Origin of the sequence: Methanobacterium veterum (genome assembly GCF_000745485.1) — an archaeon.
GTDB lineage: Archaea > Methanobacteriota > Methanobacteria > Methanobacteriales > Methanobacteriaceae > Methanobacterium_D > Methanobacterium_D veterum.
This window is the reverse complement of record NZ_KN050693.1, coordinates 356,483-370,454: the sequence shown is the minus strand read 5'-3', so window position 1 is coordinate 370,454 and position 13,972 is coordinate 356,483. Positions and strand designations below refer to the sequence as shown.

9 protein-coding genes are annotated in these 13,972 nt (G+C 29.9%); 2 read left to right on the top strand and 7 right to left on the bottom strand.

What is annotated here, in order from left to right:
* Positions 1–2: 2 nt before the first annotated feature.
* The 7 genes from EJ01_RS11970 to nadA all read right to left on the bottom strand — a co-directional run bounded on the left by EJ01_RS11970 (position 3) and on the right by nadA (position 10,082).
* The gene (locus EJ01_RS11970; protein ID WP_048080917.1) at positions 3–263 is read right to left on the bottom strand and encodes a hypothetical protein; all 261 of its coding nucleotides are present in this window, start codon (positions 261–263) and stop codon (positions 3–5) included.
* A gap of 125 nt (positions 264–388) precedes the next feature.
* The gene (locus tag EJ01_RS16665) at positions 389–2,320 is read right to left on the bottom strand and encodes a sensor histidine kinase (protein ID WP_211253435.1); all 1,932 of its coding nucleotides are present in this window, start codon (positions 2,318–2,320) and stop codon (positions 389–391) included.
* Positions 2,321–2,821: 501 nt separating this feature from the next.
* Positions 2,822–3,589, bottom strand: a complete 768-nt coding sequence (locus EJ01_RS11960; RefSeq protein WP_048080918.1) for a hypothetical protein — start codon at positions 3,587–3,589, stop codon at positions 2,822–2,824.
* A 213-nt stretch (positions 3,590–3,802) separates the two neighbouring features.
* Complete coding sequence (locus tag EJ01_RS11955) at positions 3,803–5,779, bottom strand: FUSC family protein (RefSeq protein WP_048080919.1); 1,977 nt, start codon at positions 5,777–5,779, stop codon at positions 3,803–3,805.
* 185 nt (positions 5,780–5,964) lie between these two features.
* On the bottom strand, positions 5,965–6,954 hold the full coding sequence (hisG, locus tag EJ01_RS11950; RefSeq protein ID WP_048080920.1) for an ATP phosphoribosyltransferase: 990 nt from the start codon (positions 6,952–6,954) through the stop codon (positions 5,965–5,967).
* Positions 6,955–7,869: 915 nt separating this feature from the next.
* Positions 7,870–9,015 carry a DUF763 domain-containing protein gene (locus EJ01_RS11945; RefSeq protein ID WP_048080921.1) on the bottom strand — a complete coding sequence of 382 codons (1,146 nt, stop codon included), beginning with the start codon at positions 9,013–9,015 and terminating at the stop codon, positions 7,870–7,872.
* A 146-nt stretch (positions 9,016–9,161) separates the two neighbouring features.
* The gene (nadA, locus tag EJ01_RS11940; RefSeq protein WP_211251415.1) at positions 9,162–10,082 is read right to left on the bottom strand and encodes a quinolinate synthase; all 921 of its coding nucleotides are present in this window, start codon (positions 10,080–10,082) and stop codon (positions 9,162–9,164) included.
* Between the two features lie 776 nt (positions 10,083–10,858).
* Here nadA and EJ01_RS17710 point away from each other — a divergent pair.
* Entirely contained in the window at positions 10,859–11,362 is a 504-nt protein-coding gene (locus EJ01_RS17710; RefSeq protein WP_048080922.1) for a hypothetical protein, read from the top strand.
* Between the two features lie 24 nt (positions 11,363–11,386).
* Positions 11,387–13,135 carry a hypothetical protein gene (locus EJ01_RS11930; protein ID WP_048080923.1) on the top strand — a complete coding sequence of 583 codons (1,749 nt, stop codon included), beginning with the start codon at positions 11,387–11,389 and terminating at the stop codon, positions 13,133–13,135.
* Positions 13,136–13,972: the final 837 nt, after the last annotated feature.

The window sequence follows — 13,972 nt, the reverse complement described above, 5'->3', positions numbered from 1 at the left end:
TTCTATTTTGATTCATCTAATTCTTCTTTTAACTGCTTCATAATAACCATTATATCATATAAACTCTTTTCTTTGACCATTTCTAAAAATTCAAATATCATTTCAGTATTTACTTTGTTTTCATTTCGATATGTGTTAAAATCTTCAAGTGGAATTACTACGGCATATTCTTCTGAACCTAACTCATCTCCAAAATCAGGATGAAGCTCAATATAACCCTCTTTAATTTGACCAATTGTAAATCTGTAAGGTAATTCCGTCATATAATCCCATTAAGTAGTATTTGTTATATATTTTATTTATAGCGTAATAAAACTATTTAAACCTAATGTTACCGTATTTGAAACATCAATTAATTATTTTAAAGTAAATTTATATAAAATAGCCTTTAAACCCTTTCTAAATATTCTAATTCTTTAAAAATAATGGTAAAAGTTGTTCCATTCCTATTATATATTTTTAATTCACCTTCCAGCTGTTTTACAAGCATTTCAACAAGTAAAAGACCTAAAGAATTAGATTTCTCATGTAATAAATGTTCAGGTAACCCTCTTCCATTATCACTTACGGTTAATTTTAACTTATCCATTTCTCGAGTAAATTCTACACTAATTAGTCCTTCGTCCTTTAAAAATGCATATTTAATGGAATTCGTAACCAGTTCAGTTACTATCAAACCACAGGGGATAGCTGTTTCAATATTAAAAATTATATCTTCAATATTGAATTTGGGAGTTATCCACTGGGCATTGTAATGAGTTATAATATCCATTACAAGTCTCTGGATATAACTTCGAAAAGGGATATTTGATAGATTATCAGAAAGATAAATCGATTCATGCACTAAAGCCATTGCTTTTATGCGCACTTCACTTTCTTTAAGAACCTGTATGGTCAAATCATTGGTAATATATTTAGATTGAAGGCTCAACAAAGAGCTTATAATCTGCATGTTATTTTTGACTCTGTGGTGAACTTCCTTAAGTAATAATTCTTTTTCATTTAAAGAGGATTTAAGTTTATCTTCAGCTTTTTTAAGCTCAGTAATATCACGTGCAGCGGCAAAAACACCAATAATCTTACCAGATTCATCTTTATAGGTTGTTGCATTATACAAAACAGGTATAGATTTTCCATTCTTATTCTGTATCTCAAGGGGATAATTTCTTACGGACCCATTCTGAAAAGCTTTTTTGTATCCTTCTTGAGCATTATCATGCTCCGTAAAGTAACTTGAAAAATCAGTACCTATAAGTTCATGGCGTGAATAACCTGTAACTGATTCTGTAGAACTATTAACATCAGTAATTTTCCCATCAAGCCCAATTGTAACAAGAGGATCTAAATTCACTTCAATTAAACTACGGTTATAAATATTAGCTAATTTTAGCGCTTCTTCAGATTTTTTGCGGCTCTCAATCTCTTTTTTTGCCGCAGCATAAAGATTTTCATTTTCATTCAGTATAATACCCTGTCTGAAGACTGCCAAAAGTATTATAATTCCAACAGCAGCTTCAATATACAGCCCACTTATAGAAATTTTGTTATTGTTCATCAGTATGACCAGGACATATGTGATTAACACAGTTAATAAAGGCAAATAAGGTGGAAAATTAAGAGTATATATCCATAATTCAAATTCCATACATTTTTTATTGCCCATTAAAAGATCTACTTCAAAAGTAGCCGCTAAATAAATAAATAATATTGCTAATAGCCATCCTACGTTTAAAAAACCTCCGGAAACAGATATGCCTTGTATAACTTGAAAACTGTAAATATTATCAGTTACAATTTGAGCAGTGATACCCATACCTAATAACAGCAGAGGAGTACGATAAAAACCTTTAAAATTATTGAATAATATCCTCAGTAATGCCAAAAAAAGGACAAGGTCTCCCACAGCATAAGCCATACCCATCCTGTTCAAACCATAACTTGAATTAATGTAAGGTAAAAAAAAGATTCCAAAAATAAAGCTAGCAGTTATAAATATTACGGATGTATCTAAAATCATTTTGATCTTTTTATTTTTGGAAAGGGGTTCTCCTGGAAGATAAATTATGCCCAAAACAAATAAAGAATAAAATAAAAAATAAAAAATAGACACAAATGAAGGAAATAATTGTTGATGAAGAACTAATTCCATTATAGCCCATATTACATCCCCTATACCATAACACAGCAAAGCAATACCTATAATTAACCAAAAAGTTTGTACTCTCTTCCCCTGGACAATTGAAAGTTTTGCTACATAAAACAAACAGAAGCCTACTACCAGTTCAATCAGAGGGCCGGCTATATCCCTGAAACATGCCATTGAATTTTTATCCTTAGATAATAATACAATAAATAAATAACCAATTAAAATTATTAAAGATATTATAACCGAGTTACGAAATGAAATAAAACGCATTTTAAGGGTATTAATACGTGAACCTGCTCCCCTTGATTTATTAACAAATGATTCAAACGGATCATTTTTATTGGGCATATCTATGTTTAGTTTTCACATGCTTAAATAATAAAAAAAGATATTTGTGAATTATATCATAATTAAAGTTTAATTAAACGACATTTATAAAATTATATGGATAATAAGTACATATGATATCAAATATTAAATAATAAATAATATTTGTTTAAATGTAAACACTTAAAATTAATTCATATAGTTTTTAGCTCTTTTTTTAATTTATTACATAATTACACAATTTATTATACTTTATTTAAATAAATAAATCTAAAATGAAAAAATTAGAACTAAAAAGGGTTTTAAATACCTTAATTATCTTTTAAATTCGTATTCATTAAACATCTATCAAAATTCAAAAAATGGTTCACGAGCAACAGAATTCAGTAAGTTTTCTGCTGATTTTATTTGTTCATCATTTCCACTAACTGCAATCCAAACCGATCCTTCAGCACCGCTTACTCCCCCGCCTGCAACTAGCTCTGCCTTTGCTCCAGTTAATAAAGATATGGCATCAATTTCAGTGAATATTTCTCCAGGTACTGGAAGCAAACAAGGGCCATGTGCTCCAGGGACATTTAAACGCAGCGCTAAATCATTCAAATCACCGTAAACACGTTTTTCTATTCCAACAGGTAAAATCAGTCGAACACGACGTCCAACTACAGCTTGCAGTGCTGCCCCTATAGTACCCCCAAAAGGATCACCAATATAAATACCCGCCTGTTTGAGGGGCAAATTAATGGCATTTGCACCCTTGAGTATAACATCGCCCTCTTTAAGGTCATCTACAATGTCAAAAATAGTGAGTCCATTCTGCCAGATGCCTTCTTTAATTATCACATCGCCAGGGAATCCACTTTCATCTTTTACACGTCCAGCACGGGTTACAGGCCCTCCAGGAGGGAGTACAATGCCCCTAAAAAATCTTTTTCTTGAAAATCCTTCCAGTTGATCAATACTGGATAAAAGCTCCTCAGCCACGTAGCCGTTTGTAGTACCTGCAATGATTACCACGGTTCCAGATTTAACAGCTTCATTTATAACAGAATGTTTTGCAAGAGCCTTTGCTATCAACCTTTTACCAGCTGCAGGTGTAATTAAAAATTGTTTCAATAAATCTCCTCCATTAAATAATTATAAGAATCTAAACTCCATGTTTAATTGTATGTGCAAAATATCACTATTTAAATTATGTAAGCTTGTTAATAGATGGAATTTTTTTAAACATGTCAAACCTAACTTAATCGGCTTATCATTTAACTCGTAAACGTTCACACTGTTAAAAATCCCTCAAAATTAGAATTTTGAAGTAATTAGACATACACATTAATCTAACTTGGTATATCTTGACAGCGCCCCTGTTTCAACAGCTATTTCCATACCTTTAATAATCAGTTGAATATCAGCCGTTATCCAGTTTAAAAGCTGTTCCAATTCGCTATTTTGAGGATCATACGAATGATCCATTTTAAGAACATCTGGATTCAGCTTTAATTGCCCAATATTCCCATTTAATGAAACTTCAAATTTATGAAGTATATCCTTAAGTTTATTGACATGTATATCACTATCCTGCTGTAATTTTTCAGGATCCTTAGAAAGTATTGCAGATGCAGCTGTTAAATCAGCAGCTACTTTTCTATTTAAAATCATCAGCCCATTATACAGCTCAAGATCATCATTTATATCCTCAAAAGTATCTTCCAATTTCTTTATTCCTGCCTCAAGATTATTGTCTTCTCCAATATACTTTTTAAAGCATTTTACTATATTAGAATCATAATTTTTTGAAATAGCTAAAACCTGATTAGCACAAGTTATATTGGCTTTAATAGTTTTAATCAGCTGATCCGGAAGGTTAACTGTGACTCTGCTTGGTAAAATCACATATGCAAATATAAAAGCTATAATTCCACCTATAGAAATGTCAACAAGTCTTGCAATTGCATTTTCAAATACAGTTCCTGTGGGCCACACCAGAACAATGAAAACTGTAATGGCCATTATAGAAAGGGCCATATAGCCTGGGAAAAATGCCCTGAAGAAAAAAAGCATTATAAAAGCCAGGAAGATCAAAACATAATGAGGAAATATGAATGAAAGGATTATGGCTATAATTATAGCAAACAAATTAACTCCTACCCTTGAAATTAAGTTATTAACTGTGCTGGTAATATCTGGTTTTAAAATAATTAAAATCCCCATTGTAACCCATATCACGCTTCTTTCATGATTAAAATAAACTAAAATAAGTGCAATTGTCATTGCAAGTGTAAAACGAATGGCATGGCGGATATAAATGTTATTTATATTGAAGTTAGCTTCTAAAACTTCCTTAAAAGATATTTTAGAACTTTCTATTTTTTTTACATCTTTTTTTGAAGTTACAGAAAGCAGCTTATTGCTTTTATCTAATATATCCCTTATACCCTGAGAAAGTTCAAAAATCACATTATTACTTCCTAAAAAGCAGGATTCAACCTCCAAAAGGGCATCATCCATCTCTTTTAGATTCACCATGTTACCGTTACTTTTAAAATTATTTGAAACCTTTAAAGAGGACTTATCTGCAGCCGCTAAAAAGTTATTAAAGCATTCCTTAGATTTTGAAGGTAATCTTGAAGCAATTAAATCACTGTACGTCCTTAGACCCTTCAAATAACTTCCGAGCTTAAAAATATCATAATAATTAGATTTTAAGGAAACTCCAGAGAGGATCTTTAATGTAAGGAAAACACTTTGAATTGAGGACTGGGGATTAAATCCAACAGTCACCATCTCGCTTATTTTTCTCTTTTCAAGCCATATTTTAGGAATAAATAATATAGAAACTACCAGGTAAGGTAATACACTGTAAATACACCATTCTACCGGAGTTGAACCTGTATTAACCATTAAAACTGCTACAAAATAAATTAAAAAGAATGTAAATCCCAAAGAACCTTCAGTGGCCCCAAAAATATAGAGAGAAGTGGTGAAAAATGCCCATATAACTGTAAAGAAAATAAATATTTCAAGACTTGATAATGCCAAATAAGCACTTAAAAAAGCTAAAACTGTCATAAAAAGGCCCAAAATTGCTAAAATAACTACTTTACGAATAGGGAGAGAAATATCAATTATTATACTGGCTAAAAGAGTTACAAACATTATAACCCCAATTCCTTTATCAAAGCCCAAAAAATGAGCTATTAAACCTGCCAAAATCATTAAAATAATAGCCCTAACAGCATGCCCCCACTTAGGACTTCCAGTAGGTCTTGCAAGTATTTTAAATTTACCTATTAAACCTATTTTTTCCATGTTAATTCCACTATTTTTTTAAAATAATAATATTGTTTTTATTATTATTATAACTTTGTATATAACCCCCATGGCCAAAGTAGATTAGATATTATAAAAAAGAAAAACTAAAAAATACATGTTAAGCTAATAAAAATTAATGAATCAACGAAGATCCAAAAATAAATAATTAAATTATAAAAAAATTATTTAACATACTGTTTGACGTTTTCACGTACAACAGCAGAAGCACCGTAGCTTTTTATTCCCCTGAGCATTGCAGGGAATTTAGTTTTAGGAATTAAAACATTCACCTGAGAAAAGCTGGCCCCTTTTACAGCTGTAGGCTCGTCAGAGCAGAAACCCTTTGACAGTAAAAATCCTTTAACTTCTTCCAGTTTTTCAGTAGATATGTTAAATTTCACATCGAAGTATTTTCTAGCTGTAATTGCTCCTAAAAGCTGTTCAAACATCATTTGAGCTTTTTCTGCCTTTTTACCGGAGCAGCTAGGCCCTGCATATAGCCCTGCACTTGATTCCATTATTGTCTCCAGGATTTTAAGTCCTGCTTTTCTAAGACTGCTTCCAGTTTGAGTGTTATCCACAATTAAATCAGCGCCTTTTGCTATATAAACCTCAGTCGCACCATCAGAATTGATGATCTGAACCTGTTTATTATCTCCGTCCCTGAGACCTCTCACCTGAACGAATGGTTTACTGTCGCCGAATATCTCTTTGTACCCATCATTGTTCATGATGTGCTGCCTTGTTAAGTTAGGGTACTCTGTAAAGCACAGTATTGGTGTTTTTCTATCTTTATTTGCCCTGAAAAACTCAGTAAGTGAGTTGTAAGGTGCCTCATTTGGTATGGCCACAATAAGCCTTGTTTGTCCGTAATCAAGGTCGCCGATTCTTGTTATTAAGTTTTCTCCGCTTTCTACAGATTCTTCTCTTACCCAATCCTCACCAACAATTGCAATGTCAAGAATTCCCCTGTTAAGCTCCACAGGGGAGCTTTGAGGCCTTGAAAGGAATGCTTTAATTTCAGGATCGTTTGCTATCACTATTTCGTTTTCTTCCTTACCTGGTTCATATCCTTTAACTTCATAACCTGCATCAACAAATAACTGGTAAGTGTTACCTCTGTTTACATTATTCAAGCTCCCTTTTGGGAGACCAAGTACTATTTTCTCCATACTACATTAATATAGAAAAGAGTAATTAAAATTTTTCGATATTGTTTTGAACTATCTAAATAATCTTTAAGATAGGAGCATTATAATTTTAAAAGAATGTTTAAATTCCAAATTATTAAATTTCAGTAGGCGAAATTAATATTTTTAAAATAGAAATTAGTAATTTTTAAAAATCAGTGTAAATTAATGACCACATATAGCTGTAACAATATATTTTTCAGGATCTTTAAAGATTTTAGTTCATTAATTTTGAAGGATTCCATATTAATTTACTTCGTTAAACGTTGATATGACGAAGTTTGCAAAAATTTATTTTTGCCGCGTCAAAATATATATTTTGACAGTTGAAAAAATCTGTCAAAATTTAAATTTTTGCACGCCACAAAAAATCTTCGATTTTTCATTAGTTTTAATTTTTTCAACAAAAATTCTATGAATTTCTGATAGTTGATGAAAACTATAAATTTTCGAAACGTTAAAAATCTTTTTGATTTTTAACAGCGCATAAATTTATAAAATTAGTGGTCAAAAATTTTCAATTTTGAAGACATAAAAATTTAGTTTGATACTAGCATATCAATTCTTTATTTTACAAAGCTAATAAAGTTTCAATAAGTTCATTATTAATTTATTTATCTCTTATTCATATACAAACCTTTCCTTAAGCCAAAAACACGATCTAGAATCCATTAAAAACCATATAAATATTAGAACTAAAAGTTTAAATATCTAGATCAAGATAACATCCTATGAGTCAGGGCACTATTATTCCAATCAATGTTTAAAACCTCAATTAAACTTGTCTGCCCTGGCTTTTTACTCTTATTTTGCAGATAATAATTAAAAATATTCTTTTAAAAGAACATTCTTAGAAATTAAGTTCAATTTTAGGTATTAAACTAAAAATCAATAAATTTAACATTTGATAAAAGATTCCAATCTTTTAATCGCATTGTACTTATCTTTTTTATCCAATTTAGCTTCATCTAAAGCGTCTTTTAATGTGTAAATAGAGTGATCGTAAACTTCCCTGTCAACAGGATAAGGAAAACCGTCCTTTCCACCATGGGTGAAGCTGTATTTTACAGGATCTCTCCAGCTTGGCTCGGTTCCATAGACCAGATCAGAGATCAATGCTAAAGCCCTTATTTTCTTAGGCCCTATCCCTTCAAGTGTTATAAGTTCTTCGTAATTTTGAGGCTGAAGCTCGTATGCATTTTTTAAGACTTCAAATTCTCGATCACTAATATCCATATCAAGTACTGGGTGGTGCCTCGGCATTTTCATTTCTTTATAATTTTTAGACTTATCTGAATGTACTGGCACGTCAAAAAAGTCAGTGAGAAGTGTCTGGGATTTTTTTCTAAAGTAAGGCCTTAAATGATCCGGATTATCACAAATTAAATCCACGCTTATATCTCTTGCATCACCACTTTGATCGGAGGTCATGTTTAAAGTATCTGATTTAGACTCATCACAGCAGATGGCATTATGCGGTTCTTCTATAACCTTATCAATAGATTCAGAAAGCCAGTGGTATCTTCGGGCATAATTATTTTTATTGTTCAGTCCTTGCTGTACAACTGCCCAGTTGCCGTCTTCTGTAAAAAAGAATGAATGGTGGTACAGGTCATAGCCGTCTTGAATGCATGAATTATCTATTTTTGCAGAAATACGGCTTGAATATTTAAGTTCATCGATTTTCTTTGAAGATAATGAGAAAAAATCAGCTGCCGTTTCGATATCTAACGGTGCTTTTCTTGAATTTTTACCTTTACCCCCTGCAATCATGATTCCATGCTCCTGGGGGTCAAGCGCAAGCTTTAACGCACCGCAGGTTGTAGTTGTAGTTCCTGAGGAGTGCCAGTCAAATCCAATTACGCATGAAAACGCCTGAAACCAGTGTGGATCTGATATCCTCCTTAAAAACTCGTCTGCACCGTATTCATACAAAATTACATCCGTTATGCCTCCGGCTAGCTTAACCATTCTGTCAAACAGCCATCTTGGCGCGTGCCCTCCATGTAATGGGAGGTTTGCTACTCCCCTTTTTGCATGCATTTTATCTCACATTTAAAATTAAGTTTCAAATAATCATATTTAGATTTAAATAATAAAGAATTATCCTAAGAGCATGTGAAAACTAATTAAAAAAAGAATATAATCACATAATCTAAAAAAATAAATTTTAAATAAAAAGGTGGAATTTAACGTTTAGATACTTCAATCATCCGTTCAACTGCACTCCTTGCATTATCTGCTGTTTCATCATCAACAGTTACTATATATTCCTCATTTAAAAGGGCATTTTTAACCTTTTCAAGGGTGTGGAGTTTCATAGTTTTACATATAGCTTCAGATAAAGCTGGAATGACTGTTTTGTCGGGATTTTCCCGCTTCAAACGGGTTACAAGGTCCACTTCAGTACCAATGATAAATGTTTTCTTTGGAGACTCTGCAACGTGCTTAAGCATACCACCTGTGCTTAAAACATAATCTGCAAATTTCTGAATTTCAGGGTCGCATTCTGGATGCACTAATATATCTGCATCTGGATATTTTTCCCTTGAAAAGAAGATATCCCCAGTAGTAAACATCTTATGGACGTAGCAGTGGCCTCCTTCAGGTATGGTAATTATTTCCTTGTCAGTTTGCTGGGAAGTATACCATGCGAGGTTCATATCTGGTCCGAAGAGTACTGTATCTTCATCAAGGCTGTTTACGATTTTAACTGCGTTTGATGATGTGCAAAGTATGTCTGCTTCTGCTTTTGCTTCTGCAAGTGTGTTAACGTATAAAACTACTGCTGCCCCCGGATGTCTTTTCTTTGCTTTTATTATTTCATCTGCAGGAAGCATGTGTGCCATTGGACATTCTGCCTGAGGGTCAGGAATTACTATTTTTTTATCAGGGTTAAGTATAGCTGCTGTTTCTGCCATGAAATCAACACCGCAGAATACCACAAGGTCTTTTCCTTCAATCTCTGATGCTTTTATGCAGAGTTCAAGCGAATCCCCCATAAAGTCTGCAATTTCCTGTATATCTCCTGTCTGATAATTGTGAGCTAATATTATTGCATTTTTCTCTTCTTTAAGTTTTATAATTTCCTTTTGTAAATCATTCAGCATGAAAATCGCCTTCAAGTAATATTAATTAAAATTAGTATAAAATACAGTAATTTTGAATATAATATAATTATAAATAGTATCTGTTTCATCCAATAAATACTTGGCAACCCTAAAACTTTACTTTAGACACCACTTTTACTTAAAAATAATACTATTTACAACTATGATAATATCCACTTTTTTGAATTCACGAATAGAGATAACCTACCAACTTTTGTTCATTATTTACTTGAATAAAATTCTATAAATGTTTATCTATAAAAAATCAAATTATTTTTTTTAAAACTTTAATTACTTTTCAAATGCTCTAACTCAAAACCCATAAAATATAATGTCCATGTATATAATAGGTGTCCTAATAAGGTTTTCTAAACTCAAAAAATAGAAAATACACGACAAAATCAAGAGAAATGTTAAAAAGTGAATATTTAGTAACTTTTAAATAATTAAGATGATTAAAATATTTCCAACAATATTTAAATATGTAATAATACTAAAATAAGAGGTTTTATGTTATTTGGATACAAATTGCACGTTTTTAATAAATTTTATTGGTTAAATTTATTTATATTAAAAATATAGTTTAAAATAACATGAAGAAGGTGATAAAATTTCAGAACAGGATAATCAAGAAGATTCTAAACCTTCAAACACTCAAGCTAAACCTAAACCCCCAGAACCTGACGCTAATATAAGAGTTATGATATTAAATAGCTTAGAAAAACGTTTAGAAGAAAAAGAAAACGAATAAAAAATAGATGTGGATAGTTGATAAAATGGATAATAAACCTAATGAAGCAACTATTGAAGTTATCTATAATGAATCTGTCCGTCAATATAATTTAATATTGAATTCCCATAATGGATTAAACAATAAAGCAATTGGAATTATAGCTTTTAATGGAACATTACTTTCTTTATTTAGTTTATCAGTTGTTCAGTTTATTAATTCTCAACATCTGAATGATTTACAAATTTTTTTAAGTTGTATAACAATTTCATACTTATTTATTATTTTTTCAATAATTTGTTCCATTTACGCATATCATGTAATAAAATTCGGTTCAATAGATGTTAAAACATTACATACTGAATATTACATTGAATCACGCCAAACAGTTTTAGACCAATTGTGTTCCAATATTTCAAATGATTCTGAAAAGATTAGAAAACTTTTAGATAGGAGAGGTAAATTTATTAATTATTCATTGTTTTTTTCAATGATTGGAGTTATATGTATATGTATATCCTTAATTTACGGTTTTTACAGTATTCCGTAAATGAATTAATATTATGTGGTCAAAATGGAAAGTTTTTTACCTCTTACAGTATTGGGAGCTATAATTGGAATATATACTATTTTACCTAATTATAAAAAATTAAGAGTAGGTTATAGTCTTGGAAAACTTGATTTATTTATGTTATCCCTACTTGCGTTGGTTATGCTATCATTATTAATATTTAGTTCATATTTGCAAAATAACACAATAAATAGTGTGATAACTCTTAATCAACTAATAAATCAACCAATATCCACTAACAATATTCTAATAAACAATTTAATCCGAGAACCTTTTAATTATACATTTTTAGTTGATTTAATTAACATAACATCTGTTATATTTATATTTTTAATATTTTTTGTTAAATTTTTCACTAAAAAAATACGTATCAATAATAAAAAGTATTTTATTGATAAATTAGATGAATTATTCTATAAAGGGGAATACAATACAGTATTTTCATTAATAGATGATAATTATAAGAATGTAATGGAATTTAAGAAAAAAATTAAATATAGCAAACGTACAAAGGAAATAAGACGATTATTAGAACAAATGGAAAATAGGGAAGCCCAAATAAATAATGATAAAGAGAATAATATTCCTTTTTATGATAATTTAAAGAGCAGATTTGGTTATTTATGGGAAAAAAGTACCTATGAAGATATTTACGAGTATTTAGAGGATAAAATTAGTATTATCTATAAAATAAAATATTTTAAAGGTGATAACAACCTTCAGGAAAACATAAAATCTAGATTATTAGATTATGATTATATAGAAAAAGTTGTTAAATATAATCCTTATTTTGGGCTTAATATCGTTATAGATGAACATTTAGATTCATCTTTTCGAGAGGACTATGCTAATTTATACTTTAGAGAGCTAATGAAGGATCGAAACAGTATATTATATAGAGAAATTAGAAATACTACTTCAGGTTATGAAAGGTATGAAATTTCTAAAAATAATAAAATTATGCATCAAGTTCTTTATAATATTAATAAAGCAGATGAAGCCAATGTTTACAAACCCATAGGTGATTTAACCGATGAATTATTAGATAAACAGCATAAAAAACCTTATGATGAATATAATGATTATAATAGTAAACTTATTGATGATCCAGAAAGGCTTAATGACCCCTTGTTTATGGCAGTGCATTTTTTTGATATAATGATTAGAGAATCCATTTATCAAGATGTTAAATGGCATATGTGGCTGTATTATTATGATTCTTTTGTTGAGAAAATCGTTAGAAATTACGAAATAAGCGATCTTCGTACAGTTAATTATGAATTCCCTAATGTATATTCATTCCTTCTTAATGAAATATTAGGCAACTTAATAAGTTGGATTCGATTAGTTAAAAATGATAATATAGTTCCCCAAAAGTTAAGAAGTACTGATTGTAAAGATTATGAAAATGAAAATATCATTAAAAGTAGTATAATTTGTTTATGTTATTGTATTCAGTATATTCTAAAACCAAATAAAATTCCCAGAAAATTCAAAGTATATTTACTTGAGAATGTTTTTCATCTTTATTTTGATTTAGTTTTATGTAGAGATAAAATAGTAAATGAGTATAGTACTGTGCTAGAAAATTGTTTATTAAAAACAGCTTCAGTAAGTACAGATCACAGAGATATTTTACTTGATTCAATTAATGAAATTGATAAGCCTAGTCTAATCTATAAACACAAAGTATCAGGCTTAGATACGATAAATGAAATTAAAAATAAATTAATAAATGCTAAATTAGATTAAAATAAATCTTCTAAATAATTAAAAGAATAATCATTCAAAGAGATTAAATCACTCCAAATGACATTAAACCACAATCTTTACATACATATACACAACAAAACGTTTTTTTCATCTATCTTTGATATATATTGTAATTCAAAATTATGACCTAAAAACTTACTTTATTTGTATTTTTTCATGTCTAGTTTTTTAGATTAACCCTTTATCTATTTTGGACTTTTCGTTATTTTAATTGATTCTATTTTCTGGAAGTATGTTTATTTTTAGTGAAACATTAATTAAATTAAACATAAGTGTTTCATGAATGATTCAAAAGTAGTTACTCTATCTTAACAGGGTAAATAATGAATAGAAATGCGATTAATAGTAAAAGAGGTAATAGGGAATAAATAATAACCCATTAAAGAAATAGATTGATAAAAGGATATTATGATGTAAATAAGGTAGTATAAGCAATATTAATGATTCTGTTAAACTCTAAAAAATCTTAGATTCTGCTCCGAACAGACGTTAGCTTATTTTTTCAGCACTTCATATATTGTTCGGCATGAAACGAATGATATTCAATGAAAGATTATATGGACTTTACTATCAACATTCCAAGTATCTCCTATAATATGCTTACATATACGATTAATTAAAACAACATGATAATGATACTATCTATTTATTTAATTCAACCATTCAACTAAATTAATTGAGTTATATTTTAATTGATAATAGCACTAAAGAATATAGAGCAACCCATCAATAAACTATAAATAAGCATGAATTACATAAATATTATGTTATAAACATTAACTTCGTTTAACTACTCTATAAAGAAGTTCGCAATAA